The following is a 26539-nucleotide window of genomic DNA, read 5'->3' as shown; positions in this document are numbered from 1 at the left end:
CGCGGTCTGCGTGGGGGCCGCGGTCTGGGTCGTGGTCACGGGGTGCCTCCTCAGCACTCGACGATGTTGAGCGCGAGACCGCCTCGGGCGGTCTCCTTGTACTTGTCCTTCATGTCCGCGCCGGTCTCGCGCATCGTCTTGATGGCCTTGTCCAACGACACGTGGTGCGCTCCGTCGCCGCGCACGGCCATGCGTGCCGCGGTGATGGCCTTGACGGAGCCGACGGCGTTGCGCTCGATGCAGGGGATCTGCACCAGGCCACCGACGGGGTCGCAGGTCAACCCGAGGTTGTGCTCGATGCCGATCTCCGCGGCGTTCTCGACCTGCTCGGGCGTCCCGCCGATGACCTCGGCCAGGCCGGCGGCGGCCATCGAGCAGGCCGAGCCGACCTCGCCCTGGCAGCCGACCTCAGCGCCGGAGATCGACGCGTTGAGCTTGAAGAGCATGCCGATGGCGGCGGCAGTGAGCAGGAAGCGCACCACGCCGTCGTCGTCGGCACCCTCCACGAACCGCTCGTAGTAGTGCAGGACTGCCGGGATGATCCCGGCGGCGCCGTTGGTGGGCGCCGTGACCACGCGCCCGCCCGCGGCGTTCTCCTCGTTGACGGCGAGGGCGTACAGGGTGACCCACTCCAGGGCGCGCAGCGGGTCGCGCTCGTCGGCGTCGGACTCGAGGCGGGCCTTGAGGGCCGCCGCGCGGCGACGCACCTTGAGACCACCCGGGAGCACGCCCGTGGTCTTGGTGCCGTGGGCGATGCACTCCTGCATCACCGACCAGATGTGCAGCAGGCCCTCGCGGACCTGCGCCTCGGTGCGCCACGACAGCTCGTTGGCCATCATGACGTCGCTGATGCGCAGACCCGTCCGCTCCGTGATGGCCAGCAGCTCTCCGCCCGTGGTGAACGGGTAGGCCACCGGCGTGGAGTCGGGGACGAGCTGCGGCTGGCCGGCCTCGTCCTCGTCGAGCACGAAGCCGCCGCCCACCGAGTAGTAGTGCCGCTCGGCGAGCAGGGACCCGTCGGCGCCCACGGCCTGGAAGACCATGCCGTTGGTGTGGAAATCCAGCCGCTTGCGGCGGTGGAGCACCACGTCGTCGTCGATGGAGAAGGGCAGCACCGGGCCGCCCTCACCGCCGAGACGGATCAGCCCCTCCTCCCGGGCCCGCTGCACCAGGGGTGCGGCGGCCACCGGGTCGACGAGGTGGGGCTGCTCCCCCGACAGGCCGAGCACCACGGCGCCCACGCTGCCGTGGCCGTGCCCGGTGGCGCCGAGGGAGCCGAAGAGCTCACAGCGCACGCGGGCGATGGCGGACTGCGGAACCTCGAGCAGCCCCTCGGAGCGCAGGCGCTCCACGAAGGTCCAGGCGGCCTTCATCGGGCCCACCGTGTGGGAGCTGGAGGGCCCGATGCCGATCTTGAACAGGTCGAACGCGGACAGGCTCACCGGCGGATCCGCGCCATCTCGGGGTCGACCAGCGGCTCGGCGGCCACCGTGGCGGTGACGGGCTTGCCGAAGTACTCGATCTCGACCTTGCTGCCGACCGCGGCGGCCGAGGCGGGCAACCAGGCGTAGGCGATGGGCTTGCCGACGGTGTGGCCGAAGGCGGCGCTGGTGACGTAGCCGACCGGCTCGCCGTCGACGACCACCGGCTCGTGACCGAGGACGACGGTGGTGCCGTCGTCGACGGTGAGGCACGCGAGCTTGCGGGAGACGGTCTCCTCGCTGCGGCCCGCGATGGCCTCGCTGCCGGTGAAGGTGCCCGTAGCCGAGCGGACCGCGAAGCCGAGGCCGGCCTCGTACGGGTCGTGCTCGGTGGTCATGTCGGAGCCCCAGGAGCGGTAGCCCTTCTCCAGGCGCAGGCTGTTGAACGCGGCCCGGCCCGCGGCGATGACGCCGAGGTCCTGGCCGGCGGAGAACAGCGCATCCCAGAGGCGCTGGCCGTTGTCGGCGGTGGTGTAGATCTCCCAGCCGAGCTCACCGACGTAGGACAGGCGCAGCGCCGTGACCGGCACACCAGCGATGCGGGCGCGAGTGCCGCGGAAGTACTTCAGGCCCTCGTTGCTGAAGTCGTCGGTGGACAGTCGCTCCACGAGCGTGCGGGCGTTCGGGCCCCACAGGCCGATGCAGCAGGTCTCCCCGGTGGTGTCACGCACCTGGACCGTGTCCTGCAGACCGGCCTTGCGGACCTCGTCGAGCAGGTGGACGACGTCCTGGTTGCCGTTGGCGCCGACCTGGAAGAGCTGCTCGCCCAGGCGTGCCACGGTGACGTCGCTTCGGATGCCGCCGGCCTCGTCGAGCCACAGGGTGTAGGTCACCGCGCCGACGGACTTGTCCATCTTGCCGGTGCTCATGCGCTCGAGGAGCTCCAGCGCGCCCGGCCCGGAGACCTCGATGCGCTTGAGGGCGGTCATGTCGTACATGGCAACGGCCGTGCGGGTCTTCCACGCCTCGGCGGCGGCGATCGGCGAGTGGAACTGCGCTGCCCACGGGTCACGCGCCGGCGGGGCCCACTCGGCGGGCAGCTGCTCCACCAGCGGGGCGTTGGCCTCGTACCAGTGCGGGCGCTCCCAGCCACCGGCCTCGAGGAAGACCGCGCCGAGCTCCACCTGGCGGGCGTGGAAGGGGCTCACACGCAGGTTGCGCGGAGACTCCTTCGGCTGCAGCGGGTGGAGGATGTCGTAGATCTCCACGAAGTTCTGCTGGGAGGTCTCGCTGACGTAGGCCTCGTCGAGCTGGACCTCCTCGAAGCGGTGGACGTCGAGGGCGTGCAGGTCGTACTCGGAGCGCCCGTCGACCAGGAGCTGCGCCACCGCCTTCGCGACACCGGCGGAGTGGGTGACCCAGACCGCCTCGGCCACGAAGAACCCCGCGACCTCCTTGGACTCCCCCACCAGCGAACCGCCGTCGGGGGTGAAGGAGAAGACGCCGTTGAAGCCCTCCTCGACCTTCACGTCGCCCAGCGCCGGGATCAGCTTCCGGGCGTCCTCGTACGCCGGCGCGAAGTCCTCCTCGGTGAACGGGAGCATCGACGGCATCGAGGACTCCGACACACCGGCGGCGGAGTCGGAGGAGTCGAGCTCGTCCAGGCGCACCGGCATCGGTCGGTGGGCGTAGGAGCCGATGCCGATCCGGTCGCCGTGCTCACGGAAGTACAGGTCGGCGTCCTGGTGGCGCAGGATCGGCAGGCTCGCCTCGGCCAGCTCGGAGTTGCGGCCCACGAGCTCGCGGACCTGCCCGGTCTTGGCGTACTGGTGGGCCAGCGGCAGCAGCGGCACGTCCATGCCGACCATCGCGCCGACCTTCGGGCCCCAGAACCCGGCGCAGGAGACGACGACGTCGGCGGGGACCACACCGTCCGACGTCGTCACCCCGGTGACCCTGCCGCCGGACTGCTCGACGCCGAGGACCTCCGTCCGACCGCGGAACACCGCGCCCCGCGAGGACGCGCGGGCCATCAGCGCGATGACGGCACGGTGGGCCTTGGCCAGCCCGTCGCTCGGCACGTGCAGGCCGCCGAGCACCTGCTCGGGGTCGACCAGGGGGTGCAGCGCGGCGCACTCGGCCGGGCTGATGATCCGGGCGTCGCTGATGCCCCACGCACGGGTCCAGCCGCGACGCCGCTCGAGCTCGGCGAGGCGCTCGGGGGTGGTGGCCACCTCGAGCCCGCCGACCTGGTTGAAGCACCAGGCACCGTCGACGTCGAGGGACTTCAGCTTCTCCACCGTGTACGCCGCGAGGCGCGCCATGGTCTGGGAGGAGTTGGTCTGGAAGACCAGGCCGGGGGCGTGCGACGTGGAGCCGCCTGCCAGGGGCAGGGGTCCCTGGTCGAGCACGGTGATGTCGGTCCAGCCGCGCTCGGTCAGCTCGTCGGCGAGGTTCGCCCCGACGATGCCGGCACCAATGATCACCACGCGGGGTGAGGGGGTCATGTCCGTCTCCTGGCTGCTGTCGGGAGCTGATGTCGGGAGCTGATGTCGGGAGCTGATGTCGGGAGCTGATGGGGGTAACCGAGACGTGCCGAGAGGGGTGTTCAGGCGGTCAGGCGGTGCGGTGCTCGGTGGCCGCGTCCGCCAGCCAGTCGGCGAGGTAGCGGGCGAAGGACGACCTGACGAACAGCTCGTAGTCGGTGCCGTCGTCGGAGAGGGCCAGCAGGATGACGCCGGCCTGGCCCAGCAGCGTCTGGGCCGCCGCACCGCGCCGGAAGACCGACGGGTGGGTGTCGACGGCGCAGCCCGCAGCCAGCAGGTCACGGGCGTGCTCGCCGCTGAGGCTGAGCACCACGCGCTGACCGGAGACGTCCAGCGCCGCGCCGCCGTGCGGGGCCGCCGCGGCACGCAGGCGCGCCTCGAGGTCCCAGGAGGGGGCGGAGGGGTCGACGACGAGCCACTCGTCGGGCCCGAGCCAGACGATCCGGCCGCCGGCGGGCGTCGGCGTCCAGGTCCCCGGACGGGTGGGCAGGGGCGCGCCGATGACCTGGGCCAGGGCGTCAGCCGCCGGGCCGGGCACGGCGGCCCGGACCTGCACCTGCGCCGAGACGTCGACGACGCGGACCGCGCCCACCGTCGCCTCGGTCAGGGAGGGGCGGGCGTCGAGCGGGTGGGTGCGCTGTAGTGGCACCAGGGTGTCAGCCATCTCGGCGGGCTCCTTCGGGGTCGACGAGCACGGGGGAGGTCACCTCGACGGCGACCAGCCGGCCCTTGACGGGGACGTGCAGCAGCTCACCGACGCGGGCGCGACCGCCCTTGACGAGGGCCAGGGCGAAGGGGCGCTCGAGGTAGGCGCTGCGGTAGCTGGAGGTGACGTGGCCGAGCATCGGCACGGGACCTGTCTCTGACACCGACGGCAGGACGCCGTCCTCGCGGTGCTCGATGATCTGCGACCCCTCGGGCAGCAGCGTCTCGCGGTCGACAGGGAGCAGGCCCACGAGGTGCTTGCGGTCCTCGCGCTGGTTCTCGGCACGGGCGAAGGAACGCTTGCCCACGAAGTCCGGCTTCTTCTTGGAGACCACCCAGGCCATGCCGAGGTCCTGGGGGGTGACCGTGCCGTCGGTGTCCTGCCCGATGATCGGGTAGCCCTTCTCGGCGCGGAGCACGTGCATGGTCTCGGTGCCGTACGGGGTGATCGCGTAGGGGGCTCCGGCGGCGATGAGCCGCTCCCACACCGCGAGCGCGTAGCGGGAGTCGACGTGCACCTCCCAGGCCAGCTCACCCGAGAAGCTGATCCGCGCCAGGCGGACCGGGACGCCGTCGAGGGTGGTGTCCTGCCAGGTCATGAAGCCGAAGGCCTCGTTGCTGACGTCCACACCGTCCTCGGAGCCACCAGCGCCGAAGACGGCGCCGATGACGTCGCGCGAGCGCGGACCGACCACGGGGAACGCGGCCCACTGCTCGGTGACGGAGGCGAGGTGCACGCGCAGCTCGGGCCACTCGGTCTGGTGCCACTCCTCCATCCACTCGAGGATCTTGGCGGCGCCGCCCGTCGTCGTCATGACGAGGAAGCGGTCTTCGGCGACGCGCAGCACGGTGCCGTCGTCGATGACCATGCCATCGGCGCCGCACATGACCCCGTAGCGGACCTTGCCGACCGCGAGGCTGCTCATCAGGTTGGTGTAGAGCCTGTCCAGCAGCACACCGGCGTCAGGGCCCTGCACGTCGATCTTGCCGAGGGTGGAGCCGTCGAGGATGCCGACGCCGGTGCGCGCGGCGGCGCACTCGCGCAGCACGGCGGTCTCCATGTCCTCACCGGCGAGCGGGTAGTAGCGCGGGCGCTTCCACTGGCCGACGTCCTCCCACACCGCGCCGGCCTGGACGTGCCAGTCGTGCACGGAGGTGGTGCGGACGGGGTCGAACAGCTGGCCGCGGTCGCGCCCGGCGAGCGTCGCGAACGCCACCGGGGTGTACGGCGGGCGGAAGGTGGTCGTGCCGACGGCGTCGGGGGCGGCCCCCAGCAGCTCGGCGATGATCCCGGAGGTCACGACGCCGGAGGTCTTGCCCTGGTCGTGGGCGGTGCCGATGGTCGTGTACCGCTTGACGTGCTCGGGCGAGCGCAGGCCCGCGCCGAGCGCGCGCTGGACGTCGGCCACCGTGGCGTCGCGCTGCACGTCGACGAACTGACGGCTGCTGTCGCCGGAGGGGTCCGGGACCACCCAGACGAGGTCGGGAGCGGACGAGGAGCTGCTCGGCGGCTGCTCGGCGGCCGAGGGCACGGGCACGGCCGTGACGTCAAGACCCAGCTCGGACAGCGCGGTGGCCGCCGAGGCCCCGCCCTGGCGCAGGCAGCTCGACAGGTCGAAGGTGCCGGCGGCGGAACCGGCGACCAGCAGGTCCTCGAGGCGCTCGGCGGGCAGGAAGGCCCCGAGGCCCGCGTCGAAGGCGAGCTTGCCGCGCGCCTGGCTGTGCAGGTGCACCGCCGGGTTCCAGCCGCCGCTCACGAGCAGCAGGTCGCACTCGATCGCCTCGGGCTCGACGCCCGCGGAGGAGCGAGCGCCGGCAGCCAGGCCGGCGCGGTCGTAGGGAGCCACCAGGGCGGCCGAGACACGCTCGACCCCGCGGGTGCCGACGACGGCCTGGGCGGTGCGCAGCGGCACGCCGCGACGCTCCAGCTCCACCGCCCAGTGGGCGGGGGCGACGTCGCGGGTGTCGACGACGGCGGCCACGTGCACGCCGGCGTCGGCGAGGTCGACGGCGGCGCGGTAGGCGCTGTCGTTCGTGGTGAACACGACCGCGCGGGAGCCGGCCAGCACGCCGTAGCGGTGCAGGTAGGTCCGCGCCGAGCCGGCGAGCATGGTGCCGGGGCGGTCGTTGTCGGTGAAGACGACGGGGCGCTCGTGAGCGCCCGCAGCGACGACCGTGCGGCGGGCGCGAACACGCCACACGCGCTGGCGCGAGGTGCCCTCGGGGGCTGCGCCGCCGAGGTGGTCGGTGCGGCGCTCGACGGCGAGGGCGAAGCCGTCGTCGTAGACGCCGAAGACCGTGGTGCGCTGCAGGTGCACCACCTCGGGGGCGGCGGCGAGCTCGGCGACGGCGTCCGCCACCCACTCCAGCGCCGGACGGCCGTCGAGCAGCTCGTCGGAGCCGAGCAGCGAGCCGCCGGCTTCGGACTGCTCGTCGAGCAGCGCCACGCGAGCGCCGGAGCGAGCGGCGGTCAGCGCCGCCTGCAGACCGGCGGGGCCGGCGCCGACGACGAGCAGGTCTACGTGGAGGTGCCGCGAGTCGTAGCGGGCGGAGTCGGCGATGTCGGCGAGCCGACCCTGGCCCGGCACGCCGTCGGCCACGAGGCCGTCGAAGACCTCGACCGTGCTGGCCAGCAGCATCGGGTCCGGGAACGGCTCCTCGACCTGGACGAGGCTGCTCGGGTCCTCGGCCCACGCGGCACCCACACCGCGCGGGCGGCCGAGCTTGATGCTGGTGCCGATCTGGTGCACGCCGTCGGCCAGCAGCGCCGAGGCGAGGGTGTCACCGCGGTAGCCGGTGTGCTCCACCCCGGCGAAGGTGAAGGTGACCGGGCTGGTGCGGTCCACGCGGCCCCCCGTGGGGGTCCGGAAGGACCCGCGCGCCTGCGCGGTGGTCGCGGTGGTGGAGGTCGTCTCGCTCATGCGGTCACCGGCCGGGGCTCGTCGGGGCGGTAGGTGGCGTGGAAGCGGTACGTGACGGTGTCACGGACGGCGTTGAACCAGCGGCGGCAGCCGGCGGTGTGGACCCACCGCTCGGCGAACAGGCCGCGGGTGTTGTCACGGAAGAACAGGTAGTGGGCCCACTCCTCGTCGGAGAGGGCAGCCGGCTCGGCGGGGTAGGCGACGTGGGCCTGACCGCCGTAGTGGTACTCGACCTCCTCGCGGGGTCCGCACCACGGGCACTTGATCATCTGCACGGAAGGCTCCTGGGTGTCGGCAGCGCGTGAGCGGCGCGTGTCAGTGGCGCGTGTCAGTGGGCAACGGCGGCGGCGCCGTGCTCGTCGACGAGGCGTCCGGTGACGAACCTGTCGAGGGAGAACGGCGCGGCGTACGGGTGCGGCTCGTCGTTCGCGATGGTGTCCGCGAAGACCCACCCGAGGCCGGGGGTGGCCTTGAAGCCGCCGGTGCCCCAGCCGCAGTTGAGGAAGACGTTGTCGTACGGGGTGCGGCCGACGATGGGTGAGGCGTCGGGGGTGGTGTCGACGATGCCGCCCCACGTGCGCAGCAGGTGCGCCCGCGCGAAGACGGGGAACAGCTCCACGGCCGCCGCCATCTGCCGCTCGATGATGTGGAACGCGCCGCGCTGGCCGTAGCCGTTGTAGGCGTCGACACCGGCGCCCATGACCAGCTCGCCCTTGTGCGCCTGGGAGACGTACACGTGCACGGCGTTGGACATGACGATGGTCGGGTGCACGGGCTCGAGGAGCTCGGAGACGAGTGCCTGCAGCGGGTGCGACTGGATCGGCACCCGCAGGCCGAGCATGTCGGTGAGCACCGAGGTGCTGCCGGCGGCGGCGAGCGCCACCGTGCCGCAGGCGATGTCTCCGCGGGTGGTGCGGACACCGGTGACCCGGTTGCCGTCACGCACGAAGCCGGTGACCTCGCAGTTCTGGATGATGTCGACGCCGGCCTCGTCGATGCGCCGGGCGAAGCCCCAGCCCACGTAGTCGTGCTTGGCGATGCCGGCCCGCGGCTGGTAGGTGGCGCCCAGCACCGGGTAGCGGATGTCGCTGGACGTGTTGACGATCGGGCAGATCTTGCGGACCTCGTCCGGCTCGATCCACTCCGCGTCGACGCCGTTGAGCACGTTCGCCTCGACGCGGCGCACGCTGTCGCGCACGTCCTGGAGCGTGTGGGCGAGGTTGAGCACGCCGCGCTGGCTGAAGAGGATCGGGTAGCCCAGGTCCTCCTCGAGGCCCTCCCACAGCTTGAGGGAGTGCTCGTAGATGGCGGCGCTCTCGTCCCACAGGTAGTTGGAGCGGATGAGCGTGGTGTTGCGGGCCATGTTGCCGCCCGCCAGCCACCCCTTCTCCAGCACGGCGACGTTGGTGATGCCGTGGTTCTTGACCAGGTAGTGCGCGGTCGCGAGGCCGTGGCCACCCCCGCCGACGATGACGACGTCGTACGCCTTCTTCGGCTCGGGGTTCTTCCACAGGGCGTCGGGGTGCTCCGGCAGGTCCGCGCCCGGGGTGCGGGGCGGGGTGCCGTTGAGCCGGCCCGCAGCGGCAGCAGCCGGGGTGTGGGGCACGGCGTCGGCGGGGTCGGTCGAGAAGGCGTCGACTGTGGTCATCGGCTCGTCTCCGTCAGCTCGTGGGTCGGCTCGTCGGTCGGCTAGGTCGGGACTCAGGCGGACGCAGCGGCGCTGGACGCCGACACGGGAGCGAGGTCGGGGTAGAGCGGGTGGGCCAGCGCGAGGTCGTGGACCCGCTGGCCGAGCTCGGCCAGCTGCGCCTCGCTCGTGCCCGGCTGCAGGGCGATGGCGATGATGTCGGCGACCTCGCGGAAGGCGTCGTCGTCGAAGCCGCGGGCGGCCAGCGCGGGGGTGCCGATGCGGACACCGGAGCTCACCATCGGCGGGCGCGGGTCGAACGGCACCGCGTTGCGGTTCACGGTGATGCCGATGGCGTGCAGGCGGTCCTCGGCCTGCTGGCCGTCGAGGTCGGAGTGGCGCAGGTCGACCAGCACGAGGTGCACGTCGGTGCCACCGCTGACCACGCCGATGCCCGCTGCGGTGGCCTCCGGGGAGGTGAGCCGCTCGGCGAGGATCCGGGCGCCGCGCAGGGTGCGCTCCTGGCGCTCCGTGAATGCTGGCTCGGCGGCCAGCTTGAAGGCCACGGCCTTGGCGGCGATGACGTGCTCCAGCGGACCGCCCTGCTGGCCCGGGAACACCGCGCTGTTGAGCTTCTTGGCGATCGCGGCGTCGTTGCTGAGGATGATGCCGCCGCGCGGACCACCGAGGGTCTTGTGCGTGGTGGAGGTGACCACGTGCGCGTGCGGCACCGGGGAGGGGTGCAGCCCCGTGGCCACGAGACCGGCGAAGTGCGCCATGTCGACCAGGAGCAGCGCGCCCACCTCGTCGGCGATGCGGCGGAAGTGTGCGAAGTCGAGCTGGCGGGGGTAGGCCGACCAGCCGGCGATGATCAGCTGGGGACGGTGCTCGCGGGCGAGCCGCTCGACCTCGTCCATGTCGACGCGGTGGTCGTCCTCGCGGACGTGGTAGGCGGCGACGTTGTAGAGCCGGCCGGAGAAGTTGAGCTTCATGCCGTGCGACAGGTGACCGCCGTGCGCCAGGTCCAGACCCAGGATGGTGTCTCCGGGCTTGATGAGCGCGTGCATGACGGCCGCGTTGGCCTGGGCGCCGGAGTGCGGCTGGACGTTGGCGAACCCGGCGCCGAACAGGGCCTTCAGCCGGTCGATGGCGAGCTGCTCGATGACGTCGACGTTCTCGCAGCCACCGTAGTAGCGGCGGCCCGGGTAGCCCTCGGCGTACTTGTTCGTGAGCACCGAGCCCTGCGCCTGCATGACGGCCACGGGAGCGAAGTTCTCGCTGGCGATCATCTCGAGCGTGCTCTGCTGGCGAACCAGCTCGGCGTCGATCGCGGCGGCCACCTCGGGGTCGATCTGGCCGAGGCTGCGGTCGAGCGTTGCGGCACTGGCGCGCGCAGGTGCGTGCTGGTCAAGCCCGGCGGTCATGGCGTCCCCGATTCGGTAGCTGCTTCGTGAGCTAGTGACTGATGTATCAGTTTCAGGTAACGTACGAGTCGGTCGCTGCGTCGTCAAGGGCACCCGGCCAACACCGATGAAGATCCTGAAGCCCGCCGAGGCCGACGTGCGGTCGAGGATCTGTCGACGAGAGGACTGAGAAGTCGCCATGAGGACACCGGCTCCCCCGGCCCCCCGGCAGGCTCCGGCACACGCGCCGGAGCCGGACCTGGCCGCCGCCGAGCGCGCCGTCGCCGACCTCCTGCGCGCACTGCGCCTCGACACCGAGGCTCCAGGCCTGGTGGGCACTCCGGGCCGCGTGGCGCGGGCCTACGCCGAGCTGCTCACCCCGCAGGAGTTCGCCTTCACGACGTTCCCCAACGACGAGGGCTACGACGAGCTCGTCGTCGTCAGCGACATCCCCTTCCGCTCGCTGTGCGAGCACCACCTGCTCCCCTTCGTGGGGACGGCGCACGTCGGCTACCTGCCGGGCGAACGCGTGGTGGGCCTGTCCAAGCTGGCGCGCGCCGTGGAGGCCCTGGCCAGCCGCCCGCAGGTGCAGGAGCGGCTGACCTGCCAGGTGGCCGACCTCCTCGAGGAGGCGCTGGCACCGCGCGGCGTCGGCGTGGTGCTCGAGGCCGACCACAGCTGCATGTCGCTGCGCGGGGCCCGTGCCGTCGGCGCGAGGACCAGGACGTCGGCCCTGCGAGGGCTCGTCCGCAGCGACGCCCGCACACGTGCGGAGTTCTTCGACCTCACCGGGAGGACCCGATGACCGCCGTCCCCGTCTCCCGCCGCCGTCCGGTGGTTCCCCGCGCGCAGCGCACACCGCGCCAGCCGCCCGCCACCTACAGTTGGGGGGTGACGCCGACGGCCAGCCTGCGCGAGGAGAAGTACTCGTCCCTGGCCGACAAGGCCTACGCCTCGATCCGCGACATGCTCATCATGCTCGACATCCGGCCCAACGAGCCCCTCGATGACGACGCGCTCGCCGAGCAGCTGGAGATGGGCAAGACGCCGGTGCGCGAGGCCATCAAGCGCCTCGAGGTCGACCGGCTGATCATCACCTACCCCCGCCGCGGCACCTTCGCCACCGGCGTCGACATCACCGACCTCGCGCACATCTCCGAGGTCCGCAACCTCCTGGAGCCGCTGGCCGCCCAGCGCGCCGCCGAGCGGGCCAGCTCCGCCGAGCGCCAGGAGATGCTCGACCTCGCCGACCGGCTCGAGGAGCTCGACCTCGCCACCACGAGCAACTACGACCTCATGGCCTACGACGCGCAGGTGCACCGCGTGGTCTACCGGGTGGCCGGAAACCCGCACCTCGAAGACGCGCTCGTGCGCCACCACAACCTGGCCACGCGCATCTTCTGCCTCTTCCTCGACAGGCTCCCCCCGGTCGACAGCCACGTCCGCGAGCACGTCGAGCTCCTGCGCACCATCGCCGCAGGAGACGCCGCCAAGGCCTCCCTGCAGGCGAGCGAGCACGTCAAGAGCTTCGAGGTGGCGGTCAGGTCCGTCATCTGAGGCGCGCGCCCGGCACCAGCGGGCGCGCTCCGACCCGGGTGGAGCGTCCTCACGCTCCGTGATCAGCTCAGCGACGTCCTCGTACCGCCAGAGGCACCGTTCGACGCTGCCCACGCCCGGGGTACCTCCGTCGTCGGCTCGTCCGACACCCACAGCAGTGGCGCCCAGAGAGGTGGTCTCGCAGTGACCCAGCAGCTGACCCAAACCGTGCCCCAGACCTCCACCACCCAGACATCCACCCCCCAGACATCCACGCAGACGATCGACGGCAAGGCCGTCGCCGCGCAGGTCAAGGCCGCGGTGGCCGAAGGCGTCGCGGAGCTGCGCCGCACCACCTCGAGGGTGCCGACGCTCGCGACGGTGCTCGTCGGCGACGACCCGGCCAGCGCCGTCTACGTCGGCAGCAAGCGCAGGACGGTCCGCGAGCTCGGCATGCTCGACGCGCACCGGCACCTGCCGGCCACCGCCACGCAGGAGGAGGTGGCCGCCGTCCTCGACGAGCTCGCCGCCGACCCGGCGGTCTCCGGCATCCTCCTGCAGCTGCCCCTGCCCGCCCACCTGGACGAGGGCGCGCTCATCGACAGAATCCCCGCGAGCAAGGACGTCGACGGCCTCACCGCCGAGAGCGCCGGGCGCCTTGCGCGCGGCGAGACCGGTCTGCGGCCGTGCACCCCGAGCGGGGTGATCGAGCTGCTGCGCAGCGCGGAGGTGCCACTGGTCGGCGCGAACGCCGTCGTCGTCGGCAGGTCCACCCTCGTCGGACGGCCGATGGCGGCCCTGCTCCTGCTGGAGCACGCCACGGTCACCATCGCGCACAGCCGCACGCGTGACCTGGCCGCCGTGACACGCGGGGCCGACGTCCTCGTCGTCGCCGCCGGGGTGCCGGGCCTCATCGGCGCCGAGCACGTCTCCCCCGGGGCGACCGTCATCGACGTGGGCATCCACCGGACCCCGTCAGGGCTGGTCGGTGACGTGAGGACGGAGGAGGTGCTCGGCATCGCGAGCCGGGTCACGCCCGTTCCGGGTGGCGTGGGGCCCATGACCATCGCCATGCTGATGCAGAACACTCTGGAGGCTGCTCGATGGGCTGGCACGACGCTGTGAAGCTCCCCTGGCCGACGATCCCCGTGCGCACGGGGGCACCGACCGATGATGTTGACGACGACGCCCTGCGCGTCACCCACCCCCATGACCACGCCGCCGGCGCGACGGCGGTGGCCGTCGCCCTGCGCCACGGCGTGGAGCAGATGGGGCCGCTGCGCACCGCGCAGACCCTGCTGCGGCTGAATCAGGTCGACGGGTTCGACTGCCAGGGCTGCGCCTGGCCCGACCCCGACCCGAAGCACCGCCACACCGCGGAGTTCTGCGAGAACGGTGCGAAGGCCGTGGCGGAGGAGGCCACGCGACGCCGCATCACCCGTGACTTCTGGGCCAGACACACCCTGGACGACCTCGCCGGCCGCACCGACTACTGGCTGGGCCAGCAGGGCCGGCTCACCGAGCCCGTGGTGCGCCGTCCCGGGTCCGACCACTACGAGCCCATCAGCTACGACGATGCGTTCGAGCTCATCGGCGAGCAGCTGCGCTCCCTGCCGACCCCCGACGCCGCGGCGTTCTACACCTCGGGGCGCACGTCCAACGAGGCGGCGTTCGCCTACCAGCTGTTCGTGCGGGCGTACGGCACCAACAACCTGCCCGACTGCTCGAACATGTGCCACGAGTCGACGTCGGTGGCGCTCGCCCAGACGATCGGCATCGGCAAGGGCAGCGTGCACCTCGAGGACTTCTACGACACCGACCTGATCATCGTGGCCGGGCAGAACCCCGGCACCAACCACCCGCGGATGCTCTCGGCGCTGGAGACGGCGAAGAAGAACGGCGCAAAGATCATCTCGGTGAACCCGCTGCCCGAGGCCGGGCTCATGGGGTTCAAGAACCCGCAGACACCCAAGGGCATGCTCATCGGCGAGCGCCTGTCCGACCTGCACCTGCCGATCCGCGCCAACGGCGACCTCGCCCTGTTCCAGTGGTTCGGCCGTGCCGTCGTCGAGGCGGGCCGGCTCGACCGCGCGTTGATCGCCGAGCGCACCACCGGCTTCGAGGCCTGGGAGGAGCACGTCCGCCGGGTCGACCGCGACGAGGTGCTCGCCGCCACCGGACTCACCTCGGCGCAGCTGGACGAGGCCACGGCGCTCGTCGTCGCCAGTCCCCGTTTCATCACGTGCTGGGCGATGGGCATCACCCAGCACAAGAACGCCGTGAGCACCATCAAGGAGATCACCAACCTCCACCTCGCCACCGGCGCCATCGGCGTGCAGGGATCGGGCCTGTGCCCGGTGCGTGGGCACTCCAACGTCCAGGGCGACCGGACCATGGGCATCTGGGAGCGCCCCCCGCAGCACTTCCTCGACCGGCTGCGCGACGAGTTCGGGTTCGAGCCGCCGCGCGAGCACGGCCACGACGTCGTCGACACCATCCGCGGCATGCGCGACGGCCACGTGCGCTTCTTCCTGGGCATGGGCGGCAACTTCCTGCAGGCCTCGCCGGACACCGAGGCCACCGAGAGGGCGCTGCGCAACACCGCCATGACGGTGCAGGTCTCCACCAAGCTCAACCGGTCGCACGCTGTGGTCGGCGAGACGGCGATCGTGCTGCCGACGCTGGGCCGCACCGAACGTGACGTGCGCGGGCGTGGGCCCCAGACGCGGGAGCAGTTCGTCACCGTCGAAGACTCGATGTCGATGGTGCACGCCAGCCGCGGACGCCTCGCGCCGCCGGCGCCCGGGGTGCTGTCGGAGGTGTCGATCGTGGCCGGTATCGCCGCCGCCACCCTGCGCGACCGCACCGACGCCACCGGCAGCATCGACTGGGCCGGCTTCGCGCAGGACTACTCCACCGTCCGCCACCACATCGCCAAGGTCGTGCCGGGCTGCGACGACTACGACGCGAAGGTCCGCGCCCCCGGCGGCTTCCAGCTGCCGCACCCGCCGCGCGACACCCGCACCTTCGACCTCCCGGACGGCCGCGCGGTGTTCACCGTGGTGCCGCTGGACGTGCTCACCGTCGGTGAGGACGAACTGGTGCTGCAGACGATGCGCAGCCACGACCAGTACAACACCACGATCTACGGCCTGGACGACCGCTACCGCGGCATCCACCAGGGCCGCCGCGTGGTGTTCCTCAACGCCGACGACGCCCGCGACCGCGGCCTGGCCGACGGCGACCACGTCGACCTCGTCGGGGTCTGGGAGGACGACGTCGAGCGGGTCGCCCCGAGCTTCCGGGTGGTCGTCTACGACACCCCGCGCGGGTGCGCGGCCGCGTACTACCCCGAGACGAACGCCCTCGTGCCGCTCGACTCCCAGGCCGAGCACAGCGGGACCCCGACGTCGAAGGGCGTCATCATCACGCTGCGCCGCGCTACGGCCGTGAGCGATGGGTCGGCGGGCTCAGGTTCCGGCGCCTCGGTGGGGCGCCACCACAAGGACGAGGTGCAGCCGCACCACCTCAGCTGACTCACCCCGTCCGGGATCATGGACTTCCGGAGCAGTTTCCCGCCGTGATCATGGGCACTTGGCCACCAGGCGGTGGCCGAGTGTCCATGATCACGCTCGGGGGGTCAGTGCTCCGGCGAGGTCGAGCACCACGTCGCAGCGGTCCACGCCCTCGAGGCGATGCGTCAGCAGCAGCACGCTCGGCCGCCGCTCGCCGTCGTCGTCCTCATCACCGAGCAGGTCAGCGACGAGCGCCTGGGCGGTGGGCTCGTCGAGGCCCTCCGTGGGCTCGTCGAGCACGAGGACGTCGGGCCGGGGCAGCAGCGCACGGGCCGCCGCGAGCCGGCGCCGCTCGCCGCCGCTGACGGTGGAGCCGCCGTCGCCGAGCCAGGTGTCCAGGCCATCGGGCAGCCGGGCGAACCAGTCGCCGAGGCGCACCCGCCGCAGCACCGCCACCAGCTCCTCGTCGGCGGCATCCGGGGCGGCCAGCGCCAGGTTGGCGCGCAGCGTGGTGGCGAACAGGTGCTCGGTGGCCTCGCTGACCAGCCCGACGCGACGGCGGACGGCGTCGGCGTCGAGGTCGCGGACCTCCACACCGCCGAGAGTCACCGTGCCGGCACGGGGGTCGAGCAGGCGCGCGACCACGGCACCGAGCGTCGACTTGCCCGACCCCGACGGGCCGAGCACCGCGACCCGCTCCCCCGGCGCGAGGTGCAGGTCGAGCCCGTCGAGCGCGGGCGGACGGTCCGGGTCCCACCCGGCCACGAGCCCGCGGACCTCCAGCGGCGCCCGCACCGGCACGTCGGCGCTGCGCCCCGGCCACTCGTCCACCGACGGCGGCTGCTGGGCCACGCTCGCCAGGCGCCGCACGGCCTCCCGGGAGCGCTCGCGCGCGACGGCGGCGTCCACGAGCCCGAGCACGGGCTCGGCCAGCGCGAGGACCACGAGGACGACGACGGCGGCGCCTTCCGCACCCAGCCGGCCCGAGGTGACCGCGCCCCACACCCCGAGGGCCGCCCCGACCACCGCCAGGCCCGTGCCGAGGTGCGCGAGGGCGGTGGCGGTGCCCGCCGAGCCCGCAGCACGGACCTCGGCGGCGGCCAGGTCGCGTCCGCGGGAACGCGGAACAGCCAGGGCGGTGGCGGTGCCGGCGGTGACGGCGCGGGCGGCGAGCTCGTCGACGGCGTCGACGGTCTCCACGGCGGCGTCGGCGAGCGCTGACCGCTCCACGGCGAGCGCGGCGTCGGTGCGGCGCGCGGCGCGCGCGGCCAGGGCCGGCGCGGCGACGACCGCGACAGCGAAACCGACAGCCGCGCCGAGTGCCGCCAGCGGGTCGAGCAGAGACAAGACCCCGAGGACGACGACGACGGCCGCCAACGCCGCGGCCGCGGGGAGCCGCCCGCGCAGGAGCCCGTCGAGGCGGGCGTCGACGTCTCCGACGAGCCGGGTGAGGAGGTCGCCGCGGCGCAGCAACCCGGGGCCGGGGACACGCGGGACGAGGTCGGCGAGCACCGCCGAACGCCACCCGGCGAGACGGCGCAGCGCGACCTCGTGGGACGCGAGCCGCTCCAGGTAGCGCAGCAGCGGCCGGGCCACGGCGCTGCCACGGACCGTGACGACGGCGGCTGACAGCGTCAGCACCGGGGGCAGCTCCGAGGCACGGACCAGCAGCCAGGTGGCGGCCGCGGTGAGCGTGGCCCCGGCGAGCCAGGAGGCGGCGCCGAGCGCGACAGCGGTGCCGGGCCGGCGCCCCGCGGCGCGGAAGAACCGCGCCCACCAGCCACCCTCCCGTCCGTGATCATGGGCGTGACGCACCAACTCCCCGTGATCATGGACTTCCGGAACAGTGCCCAAGGCAGTGTTTGAGAAGTCCATGATCACGGGCGGGGAGGTGGTGGGGGGTGTCACCGACACCGTCCGGTCGACGGCGGCCAGCAGCGCCGGCCGGTGCGCCGCCACGAGCACCGCGCTCCCGGCATCGGCAGCAGCGCGCAGCGCAGCCACCACCCGCGCCTCGGAGGCGGCGTCGAGGTGCGCGGTCGGCTCGTCGAGGAGCAGCACCACGGGCCGCCGACCCGCAGCGCGCAGCACCCGCGCGAGCGCCAGGCGCTGGCGCTGGCCGGTGGACAGGCCGGCCGCGCGCTCGCCGATCGGGGTGCCCAGCCCGGCGGGCAGCGCCTCGACCTCGGCGCGCAGGCCGACCAGCTCGAGGGCGGCCAGGAGCTCAGCGTCAGCCGGGGCGGCCGCGGCGCCCCGGCTGACGCCGTCATCACCGCGGCCGCCGTCGTCGTCGTCGAGAGTCTCTGCCAGCTCCTCGTCGAGCAGGAGCGCGTCACGGATCGAGCGGGCGTGGGGCAGCAGCGGGTCCTGGGTGAGGAGGAGCACGCGGCCCGTCGTCTCGACGGTCCCGGCGGTGAGCGGCTGCACGCCGGCGAGCACCCGCAGCAGCGTGGTCTTGCCTGCACCGGAGGGGCCCTGCAGCGCGACGAGCTCGCCACCGCGCACGACGACCAGGTCGTGGGAGAGCGCGTCGACGGAGCGCCCGGCGTGCCGGACGCGCAGCCCGGAACCGCTCACCGACGGTGGCTCATCGGTGACGCAGGTGGTCGGATGCCCATGATCACGGTGGGAGTTTGGGAGGGGAGCGGTGAGGACAGCGTCGACCTCGGCCACCACGGCAGCCGCGTCGGCGGACGCGTGGAAGCGCGCCCCCACCTCGCGCAGCGGCCGGTACGCCTCGGGTGCCAAGAGGATCACGAGCAGCGCGGGCGCCAGCGGCATCGACCCGTCGGCCACCCGCAGACCGGTCTCCACGGCGACCAGGCCCACCGACAGTGTGCCGACCAGGTCGAGCGCCGTGGAGGACAGGAACGCCACCCGCAGCACGCGCAGCGTCGCCTCGCGGTGGCGCTCGGTGGTGGCGGCCACCTCGCCGACCTGCCGCTGCGCCCGCCCGTGCACCCGCAGCAGCGCCAGGCCGCGCACGACGTCGAGGAAGTGCCCCGCCAGCCGCGCGCCCTCCTCGACACGCTCGGCGGCGCGGCGCTGCGTGGCCCAGCCGATGAGGATGGCGAAGATCGGCACCAGCGGCAGGGTGACCAGCACGATGAGCGCCGAGCGCCAGTCGACCGCCACCAGCACCAGCACCACCACGGGCGGCATGAGCACGCCGACCACGAGCGAGGGCAGGTACCCGGAGAACCACGGGCGCAGCGCGTCGAGCCCTGCCGCGGCGCCGCCGGAGCTGGCGCCGGGGCCGGTGGTCGCGGCCACGAGCGCGCGCACCCGCCCCGCCCCGTGGGCAGCCACCCACGCCGGCCCCCGCTGCAGCGCGGCCTGGAGCACCTTGGTGCGGAGTTCCTCGACCGCCAGCGACCCGGCGCGCGCGGCCAGCACGGACTCGGCGCGCGCGAGCAGCGCCCGGGCGGCGAAGGCGCCTGCGAGCACCGCGAGGGACAGCCCCACCCCGCGCGCGCCAGCGGCCCAGACCGGCAGTCCGTACCCGGCCGGTGACGGCGACGCGCCGTCACGCGCACCCAGCACGAGCGCGACGACGACGCCGGTCACCGCGATCGCTACCAGCAGCGTCACCAGCACCTGGGCCGCGCCGACCACCACGAGACCGGCGACCGGACGGCGGGCCGCCCGCGCGTGGCGCAGGAGCCGCGGGTCGACGGGTCCCTTGGAGGGCCCGCTCCGAGGTGGCCTACTGCCCATGATCACGGCGGGCAGGAGCGGCGGAGATCAGGCGGTGGCGATGCGCTCGCTGGCGACGCGACGGCGGAAGACCCAGTACGACCACACCTGGTAGACCACCACACCCGGCACGGCCACCGCACCGAAGGCCGTGATGAGGCCCAGCGCGGCGGGCGTCGCCGCGGCGGACTCCCTGGTCAGGGAGGCGGCAGGGTCGAGAGTGCTCGGCAGCACGACGTCACCGTTGGCGAGGAGGACGGCGACGACGACGCCGGCCACGAGCAGCGACACGACGGCGAACGCCGCGCCCTCGCGCCCCAGCCGGGTGGCCACGGCGACGACGACGGCGGCCGCAGCGACGAGCGCGCCGACCACGAGGAGCCCGAGACCCGTACTCGTCGCGCCGGTCGAAGCGCCGATCGCTCCACCGGCCAGGGTCGCACCGGTGAGACCGGCCACCGCCACGGCAGCCCCGAGCGCCACGACACCGGCCGCCGCCCCGGCGGCCACGCGGTGGGCGCGCAGGCGCACCGGGCCGGTCGTGCGCAGCGCGAGGAACGTCGCGCCCAGCAGCACCGAGAGCACGAGCGCGGCGACGGCGCCGAAAGCCGCCTCTACGGTGAAGAGCGGCGCGACGGTGCGGCCCAGTCCGGCGGCCAGGCCAGGCTGGGAGACCACCTCACCGTCGGCGCCCAGGGCGAGCCCGCGCACGAACACCGACAGCAGCGCACCCCACAGGGCCACGATGCCGGCCGAGCACAGCGCCAGCACCACCTCGCAGCGGCGCCGCCAGCGCGGGTCGGAGTGCTTGCCGCGGAACTCCAGCGCGACACCGCGGCCCGCCAGGAGCAGCAGCACCCCGACCATCGGCAGGTAGGTGCCGGACAGCAGTGCGGCGTACCAGGCGGGGAACGCGGCGTACGTGACGCCGATGGCGGCCACCAGCCACACCTCGTTGCCGTCCCAGAACGGGCCGATGGTCTTCAGGGCGGCGCCGCGTTCGTGCTCGTCGCGGCCCACGAGGGGCGCGAGCACGCCGACGCCGAAGTCGAAGCCCTCGAGGGTGAAGAACAGCACCCAGCACAGGACGACGATGGCGAACCAGACGGTGACGAGGTCCACAGGGTCTCTCCGGGTTCCGGAAGCGGTGACGGTCAGTAGGCGGGGATGACCGGCTGGGCCGAATGCCCATGATCACGGTCGGGGTTGACGCCCTCGCCGTCGTCGTCCTCATGCGGAAGGGGAACGGCGGGCCGTGCGGGCGGGTCGGCGAGGTCCTGGGCCACCAGGTGCTTGACCAGCCGCAGCCAGACCACGGCGAGCACGCCGTAGACGGCGGTGAACGCGGCCAGGCTGAACCATGCCTCGGCGGCGGTGAGACCCGGGGAGATGCCGTCCTTGGTGAGGGTGAGGCCGAACGCGAGCCACGGCTGGCGAGCCGTCTCGGTGAAGACCCAGCCGGCGGTGCCGGCGGCGGCGGGCAGCAGCGGCAGCGTGGGCAGCATGCGCAGGGAGAGCTGCACGAGCGGGCGCGGGAAGAGGCGCTGGCTCATGAAAGGCAGGGCGCTCGCCTTCGGCTCGCGGGGGTCGAGGCCCTTGCGGGTGAGCCAGAGGTAGACGCCGGCGATGAGCGCGGACAGCAACCCGATGGTGATCATCGCGCGGAACGACCAGTACGCCAGCGGGATCATGGGGGCGTAGTCGCCCGGGCCGAACTGCTGGGAGTACTGGGCCTGCAGGTCGTCGATGCCCTTGACGGTGGAGTCGAACTCGCCGGTGGCCAGGAACGACAGGAGGTACGGGATGTCGAGGCTGAAGATCGGGCGGGACCCGTCGAGGTTGCCGATGGTGAGCAGGCTGAACGGGGCGCCCGTGGTCGTCGTGTAGAGCGCTTCGGCGGCGGCCATCTTCATGGGCTGCACCGACGTCATGACCTTGCCGAGCACGTCACCGGTGAGGGCGGTGGCCAGTCCGCCGGCCACGGTGGTCCAGGCGCCGAGGCGGGCGATGCCCGCGAAGGCGCGCTGGTCGGGGTCGGCATTGCGGGCCTCCGGAGACCCGGCCGCGCCGGCCGGAGCGGGCCCGATCCAGCGGCGCCAGGAACCAATGGACAGCAGCAGCGCACCACCGAGCATCGCGGCGCCCGCGATGGTGTGCGGAAAGGTCGCGAAGAGCACGGGGTTGGTCATGAGCTCGGCGAAGCTCGACAGGTGCGCGCGGCCGGTGGTCGGGTCGAGCTGGTAGGCCACCGGGTGCTGCATGAAGGAGTTGGCGCCGAGGATGATGTAGGCGCTGATGAGGGTGCCGACGGCGACGATCCAGATGGTCGCGAGGTGCACCAGACGGGGCAGCCGGTCCCACCCGAAGAACCACAGTCCGAGGAAGGTCGCCTCGAGGAAGAAGGCGAGCATGCCCTCGATGGCGAGGGTGGGGCCGAAGACGTCGCCGTAGAAGCGCGCGAAGGCGCTCCAGCCCATGCCGAACTGGAACTCCTGCACCAGGCCGGTCACCACGCCGACGGCGAAGGTGACGAGCAACAGCTTGCCCACGAGCATCGTGGAGCGCCGCAGACGCTGCGCACGCTCGGGGTCACGGGTGAGCACCGAGGTGGTCTGCAGGCCGGCAGTGAGGCTCGCCAGGCTGATCGACAGCGGCACGAAGAGGTAGTGGTAGATCGTCACGACGGCGAACTGGAGGCGGGTGATGTCCACGACGTCCACACCTCAATACTACGGCTCGTAGTATTTGAATCTGTAGTACGTCGCGTGTCGTACTGCTCACAGGTCGCGGTTACGATCGGCAACGTGGCAGCAGCAGGCACGGCGGGAGCCGGCAAGGTCGGTGGCCCCGTGGGCGGCGCGCTGGAGCGCGACGTCATGGCGCGCCTGTGGGACTCCACCGAGCCGCTGACCGTGCGTCAGGTCCACGAGCAGCTGCGCACCGACGGAGACGACCTCGCCTACACGACCGTCATGACGGTGCTCGACCGGCTCGCCAAGAAGGGCGTCGTGCGCCAAGAACGCGACGGCCGCGCCTACCACTACTCCCCCGTGCAGACCCGCGAGGAACTGACCGCCGGCCTCATGCTCGAGGCCCTCGGCTCCGCCCCCGACCCCTCCGCGCGCGACGCCGCTCTGGTGCACTTCGTCGGCAGGGTCGGCCCGCAGGGCGTCGCCGCGCTGCGCGCCGCCCTCGACGCCGCCGGCTGACAACCCTCAGCGGCCCCACCGGCGGCACCACCGGCGGGCGAAGCCCGCGCTGGGCGAGGCCGCCACCCGTCCGCGTCCCTGGCAGGCTCGGGGCATGACCGCGTTCGCCCTGGGCCTGCTCGGCCTGGTGCTCTCCCTCGCGGTCCCGGCGCCGCTGGCGCGCTCCCGGTGGACGCTGGCCACCCCTGCGGCGTCGGTCGTACTGTGGCAGGCGGTGGTGCTGGCGTCGGTGCTCAGCGCGGTCGCCGTCGTCCTCATCGCCCCCGAGGAGATCAGCGGTGCGCTGCGCGCCGGCCCCACCGCGACGGCGTGGGGACTCGTCGGCGCGCTGGCAGTGGCGCTGCTCATCGTGGCTCGACTCGCGACGAGCCTGGTCGGAGTGATGCGACGCTCGGCTGCGCGGCGCGAGCGGCACCGCGAGCTGCTCGACCTCCTCGACGACGCCGAACGCAGCGCCGCGCTGGCGGGTGACCTCGCCGCCGCCTCCGAGGACGACGACGACCGCGCCCGGCCGGCCCGCCCCACCCGGGGCGCCGCCCACCCCGACCCTAGCGAGCTACGCGTGCTCGGCGCCCCCCTGCCGTTGGCGTACGGACTGCCGGGCCGCAGCCCGCGCGTCGTGGTCAGCGACGGCGCGCTGCGGCTGCTCGACACGGCGCAGCTGCGGGCGGTGCTCGCGCACGAGCAGGCCCACCTCGACGCCCGGCACGACGTGGTGCTCGAGTCGTTCGCAGCGTTCCACCGGGCGGTACCCCGGCCGCTGCGCAACGAGCGCGCGCTGGGCGCGGTGGAGCTGCTGCTGGAGGCCGCTGCCGACGACGCCGCCCGCCGCCGCTGCGGCAACGCCCCCCTGCGCTCAGCGCTGGAGCTGCTGGGCGCTGCGGTCGACCCGGGCGTCGGAGCTCTGGCCGCCGCCGGCACCGAGGCCGAGCGCACCGCCGACGACCGCGCCGTCGCCGCCCAGCGCGCTCAGCGCCTCGACCGCCTGCGGCGGCCGCTGCCGAGGCGGTGGCGGTCCGCCGGTGTGCTCGCACTGGCCGCCGGTGTGCTCGTGCTGCCCCCGGTGGTACTCATAGCCCCCTGGCTCGCCGACGCGCTCGCCACCCTCCCCCCTCCGTGATCATGGGCAGTCGGCCACCCCGCGAGTGACCGCGGTCAGCTGTGGCAGGTCGGTGCCGAACGAACGCCACCGCAGGTGACCGAGGTCAGTTGCGTCCTCGGAGGAGCGGTGCCCAACCTCAGCCGACGGATCGCTCCTCGCGCCGCACTGCCTGCCTGCACGTTGCGCCCGTGATCACCATGGCTGGTCAGAGGTGGACAGACAGCACTTCGAGGGACTCGTCCAACAGCACCGCACCGCCGGTCGCGCCGGGCTCCAGGTGGCCACGGTCCGCACGTCCCAGCAACCCGGCCGGAGTCGACGTCACCGCGGTGAGCACGTCGCCGAACGGGAGCCCGGCATCCACCGCGAAGCGCAGCGCCGCGTCGAGCGTCAGCGTGCTGCCCGCGATCGCCCCCAGCGCCCCGCCGTCGTCGCCGCGGTCGCCGTCGTCGCCGCCCTCCCCGGAAGCGGGAGCCAACCGTGCGACCCCACCCACCACGGACACCGCTGCGCCACCCAGCTCGTAGCGCCCGTCAGCGCAGCCGGCGGCGGCCATCGCGTCAGTGACGAGCACCCAGCGACCGCGCCCGGCCGCCCGCGCCGCGTGCGTCAGCACGAGCGGGTCGAGGTGCACGCCGTCGGCGATGAGCTCGACCACCACGCGCTCGTCACCGAGCAGCGCGACCACCGGACCGGGCGCCCGGTGGTGGACGGACGGCATGGCGTTGAACAGGTGCGTCGCCACGCGGGCCCCCGTGTCCACGGCTGCGCGGGTGGTCGCCGCGTCGGCGTCGGTGTGCCCGACGGCCACCAGCACCCCGGCACGAGCAAGCTGCCGCACCGTGTCGAGCCCACCGGGCAGCTCAGGCGCGAGCGTCACCATGACGACGACGCCAGTGGCAAGCAGCGCGTCGACGTCCTCCGGGATCGGCCGCCGCAGCAACGTCGGCGCGTGCGCCCCGGCGCGCGCTGGGCTGAGCCACGGCCCTTCAAGGTGTATGCCCGCGAGCTCGCCGGAGCGCACGAGCGGCTCCAGCGCCGACGCGACCGCTACCAGCTCGGGCACCGGACGCGAAACGAGTGAAGCAACGAGCGTGGTGGTGCCGTGTGCACGGTGCAGACGAGCCACGGCCCGCGCGGCGTCCACCTCCAGCTCCGGGTCACCGCCGGACGCGCCGAACGTGGCACCCCCTCCGCCGTGGCAGTGGACATCGACGAAGCCAGGCACCACGCGATGCCCCCGCACCTCACGCGACGCGGGAGGTGGCGGCTGGAACCCCGCTCCGACAGCCGTGACCCGCCCGTCGGCAAGGTGCACCCACCCGTCGGTGATGACGCGGCGTCCGGTGTGGACCTGTCCGCGCAGCAGCACCGTCGTCATGCTCGTTCCGCTCGACACGCCGACGGAGCCTCAGGTCACCCTGGTCCAGCGAAGAAGTCGCACCGGTCGGCCGTGCTGCTCCTCCACGCTTCCACCGCTGCAGGTGAACCCGGCCCTCCGCGCCACCCGCTCGCTGGCCGCATTGCCCTCGATCGTCTTCAGCGCCACGGTGGCGCATCCGACGCTGCGCGCCCACTCGACGAGCGCGAGCACCGCGCTGGTCGCCGCGCCGCGCCCACGGGCGGCGGGGAGCAACGCGTAGAAGACCTCGGGCTCGGCGGCGTCCAGTGCACCAATCCCGCACGTGCCGAGTTCCGTCCCCGCGGCATCCCAGAGGACGTACCGCCGCGCGATCCCTTGGGCAGCACGCTGCCGCTGCCGCCCGATCCGCTCTCGCGCAGCCTGCTCGTCCAGACCGGCCGGGTAGTAGGTCCACGCGACCACGTCAGGTGTCGCGGACAACGCCACCTCCACGGGCCAGTCCTCCTCTGTCAACGCCGTCAGCACGAACGGCGGGGCAGACAGGGAATCAGGAGGACGACGACGAGCAGCGCCACGCACCTGCGCACTGTCGCAACCGCCCCCCCGGGGCCGCAAGAACGGCCGCCGCAGTGCCCAGCACCTTTGCAGCACGCTCACTACCGTCGAGGTGACCGCATCGTCGCTGTTGCAACGCTCGGGCACGACGTCCAGCCCTGACCTCACCGGGGTGTCCGGGAGGCAGGGCTGGGCGTCGTGACGCTGCTGGGGGCGGTGCTGCTGGGGGTCGGGGTGCTGGGGGACAGTGCTGCTGGAGCGCAGGTCAGCAGTCGCAGGTGCCGCGAGGTGAGGGGATGTCCGGAGGCGGGCCCTCATCGGACCCGGACGGCTCCTGCGGGTCGCTGCCAGGTCGTGGTGGCGGCACAGACGACGTAGCCGCTGACGCTGGTGGTGACTGAGGGTGAGCGGTGCTGGCAGTGCTGGCGCGATAGCAGTTCTGGTGGTGCGGGTGCTGGGGGTCTGAGGGCACGGTGGTGACCAGCAGCAGCTGCTCCGCGCGGGCTCGGGTCGCGGCCGTCAACGCCCGCCGTGGGGAGGCCAGCCAGCGTCGGAGGGGGTCGATGGAGGCTGGTGGGCGCACCTGGGGTGCGCCGTGGACCATCCGCACTTCCCAGATGCCGAGGGTGACCAGCAGGTGGTGACGCCCGCACAGCAGCACCCTGAAACGCCCTGGGTTTGGTAGAGGCTGGGTTCTCCCGGCGGCGGTTGCCTCGGGGGGTTCATCCAGCAGGGTTCACACGGCAGCGTTCACAGCCGGTGTTCCCAGGTCAGCATGGTCGCCTTCCAGCTGCAGATCCAGCTCGTGCTGGATGTCGTTGCTGGCCTGCGCCCACGCCTTCTCGTACTCCATCGGCGTGGCGTACCCGATCGATGAGTGCAACCGGGACCGGTTGAACCACTCGGCCCAGTCCGCGGTCGCCGCTTCCACCTGCGCGAC

19 protein-coding genes are annotated in these 26539 nt (G+C 73.1%); 6 read left to right on the top strand and 13 right to left on the bottom strand.

Going from position 1 to position 26539, the window contains the following annotated elements:
• Nucleotides 1-50 precede the first annotated feature (50 nt).
• The 7 genes from BXY45_RS07965 to glyA form a co-directional block, all read right to left on the bottom strand.
• Nucleotides 51-1442: an L-serine ammonia-lyase gene (locus BXY45_RS07965; protein WP_109773806.1), complete on the bottom strand. Its 1392-nt coding sequence runs from the start codon at nucleotides 1440-1442 to the stop codon at nucleotides 51-53.
• Nucleotides 1439-3928: a GcvT family protein gene (locus BXY45_RS07960; protein ID WP_109773805.1), complete on the bottom strand. Its 2490-nt coding sequence runs from the start codon at nucleotides 3926-3928 to the stop codon at nucleotides 1439-1441. Before BXY45_RS07960 ends, BXY45_RS07965 begins: the two co-directional genes overlap by 4 nt.
• 109 nt (nucleotides 3929-4037) lie before the next feature.
• On the bottom strand, nucleotides 4038-4631 hold the full coding sequence (locus BXY45_RS07955; protein WP_109773804.1) for a sarcosine oxidase subunit gamma: 594 nt from the start codon (nucleotides 4629-4631) through the stop codon (nucleotides 4038-4040).
• Nucleotides 4624-7593, bottom strand: a complete 2970-nt coding sequence (locus tag BXY45_RS07950; protein ID WP_109773803.1) for a 2Fe-2S iron-sulfur cluster-binding protein — start codon at nucleotides 7591-7593, stop codon at nucleotides 4624-4626. Before BXY45_RS07950 ends, BXY45_RS07955 begins: the two co-directional genes overlap by 8 nt.
• Nucleotides 7590-7868, bottom strand: coding sequence for a sarcosine oxidase subunit delta (locus BXY45_RS07945; RefSeq protein WP_109773802.1), 279 nt, complete (start codon nucleotides 7866-7868; stop codon nucleotides 7590-7592). The genes BXY45_RS07950 and BXY45_RS07945 overlap by 4 nt, the downstream gene beginning before the upstream one ends.
• A 53-nt stretch (nucleotides 7869-7921) precedes the next feature.
• Nucleotides 7922-9241: a sarcosine oxidase subunit beta family protein gene (locus tag BXY45_RS07940; RefSeq protein ID WP_109773801.1), complete on the bottom strand. Its 1320-nt coding sequence runs from the start codon at nucleotides 9239-9241 to the stop codon at nucleotides 7922-7924.
• Between the two features lie 53 nt (nucleotides 9242-9294).
• Nucleotides 9295-10644, bottom strand: coding sequence for a serine hydroxymethyltransferase (gene glyA, locus BXY45_RS07935; RefSeq protein ID WP_109773800.1), 1350 nt, complete (start codon nucleotides 10642-10644; stop codon nucleotides 9295-9297).
• Nucleotides 10645-10822: 178 nt separating this feature from the next.
• On the opposite strand from glyA, the gene folE reads away from it, so the two are divergent.
• The 4 genes from folE to BXY45_RS07915 all read left to right on the top strand — a co-directional run bounded on the left by folE (nucleotide 10823) and on the right by BXY45_RS07915 (nucleotide 15695).
• Nucleotides 10823-11428 carry a GTP cyclohydrolase I FolE gene (gene folE / locus BXY45_RS07930; protein WP_109773799.1) on the top strand — a complete coding sequence of 202 codons (606 nt, stop codon included), beginning with the start codon at nucleotides 10823-10825 and terminating at the stop codon, nucleotides 11426-11428.
• Nucleotides 11429-11514: 86 nt separating this feature from the next.
• Nucleotides 11515-12180, top strand: a complete 666-nt coding sequence (locus BXY45_RS07925) for a GntR family transcriptional regulator (RefSeq protein WP_211319347.1) — start codon at nucleotides 11515-11517, stop codon at nucleotides 12178-12180.
• 207 nt (nucleotides 12181-12387) lie between these two features.
• Nucleotides 12388-13284, top strand: coding sequence for a bifunctional methylenetetrahydrofolate dehydrogenase/methenyltetrahydrofolate cyclohydrolase FolD (folD, locus tag BXY45_RS07920; RefSeq protein ID WP_109773916.1), 897 nt, complete (start codon nucleotides 12388-12390; stop codon nucleotides 13282-13284).
• The gene (locus tag BXY45_RS07915) at nucleotides 13263-15695 is read left to right on the top strand and encodes an FdhF/YdeP family oxidoreductase (RefSeq protein ID WP_109773797.1); all 2433 of its coding nucleotides are present in this window, start codon (nucleotides 13263-13265) and stop codon (nucleotides 15693-15695) included. The genes folD and BXY45_RS07915 overlap by 22 nt, the downstream gene beginning before the upstream one ends.
• Nucleotides 15696-15785: 90 nt before the next feature.
• On the opposite strand, the gene cydC is transcribed toward BXY45_RS07915, so the two are convergent.
• The 3 genes from cydC to BXY45_RS07900 are packed head-to-tail and all read right to left on the bottom strand — an operon-like array spanning nucleotide 15786 to nucleotide 22090.
• Nucleotides 15786-19391, bottom strand: coding sequence for a thiol reductant ABC exporter subunit CydC (cydC, locus tag BXY45_RS07910; protein ID WP_109773915.1), 3606 nt, complete (start codon nucleotides 19389-19391; stop codon nucleotides 15786-15788).
• 27 nt (nucleotides 19392-19418) lie between these two features.
• Complete coding sequence (gene cydB, locus BXY45_RS07905; RefSeq protein ID WP_109773796.1) at nucleotides 19419-20492, bottom strand: cytochrome d ubiquinol oxidase subunit II; 1074 nt, start codon at nucleotides 20490-20492, stop codon at nucleotides 19419-19421.
• 32 nt (nucleotides 20493-20524) lie between these two features.
• Nucleotides 20525-22090: a cytochrome ubiquinol oxidase subunit I gene (locus BXY45_RS07900; protein ID WP_109773795.1), complete on the bottom strand. Its 1566-nt coding sequence runs from the start codon at nucleotides 22088-22090 to the stop codon at nucleotides 20525-20527.
• Nucleotides 22091-22174: 84 nt separating this feature from the next.
• On the opposite strand from BXY45_RS07900, the gene BXY45_RS07895 reads away from it, so the two are divergent.
• Together BXY45_RS07895 and BXY45_RS07890 are read left to right on the top strand one after the other, a co-directional pair.
• Entirely contained in the window at nucleotides 22175-22579 is a 405-nt protein-coding gene (locus BXY45_RS07895) for a BlaI/MecI/CopY family transcriptional regulator (protein WP_281270564.1), read from the top strand.
• 94 nt (nucleotides 22580-22673) lie between these two features.
• On the top strand, nucleotides 22674-23699 hold the full coding sequence (locus BXY45_RS07890) for a M48 family metalloprotease (RefSeq protein ID WP_109773794.1): 1026 nt from the start codon (nucleotides 22674-22676) through the stop codon (nucleotides 23697-23699).
• 187 nt (nucleotides 23700-23886) lie between these two features.
• On the opposite strand, the gene BXY45_RS07885 is transcribed toward BXY45_RS07890, so the two are convergent.
• The 3 genes from BXY45_RS07885 to BXY45_RS07875 form a co-directional block, all read right to left on the bottom strand.
• Nucleotides 23887-25080: an N-acetylglucosamine-6-phosphate deacetylase gene (locus BXY45_RS07885; RefSeq protein WP_245961694.1), complete on the bottom strand. Its 1194-nt coding sequence runs from the start codon at nucleotides 25078-25080 to the stop codon at nucleotides 23887-23889.
• 12 nt (nucleotides 25081-25092) lie between these two features.
• Nucleotides 25093-25623: a GNAT family N-acetyltransferase gene (locus BXY45_RS23165; protein WP_170131374.1), complete on the bottom strand. Its 531-nt coding sequence runs from the start codon at nucleotides 25621-25623 to the stop codon at nucleotides 25093-25095.
• 712 nt (nucleotides 25624-26335) lie between these two features.
• Nucleotides 26336-26539 (bottom strand): integrase core domain-containing protein (locus BXY45_RS07875; RefSeq protein WP_146211128.1); only part of this gene is annotated, 204 nt, incomplete at its 5' end.

The sequence above is a fragment of the Quadrisphaera granulorum genome, from assembly GCF_003149145.1.
Classification (GTDB): domain Bacteria; phylum Actinomycetota; class Actinomycetes; order Actinomycetales; family Quadrisphaeraceae; genus Quadrisphaera; species Quadrisphaera granulorum.
This window is presented reverse-complemented; position numbering and strand designations above follow the sequence as displayed.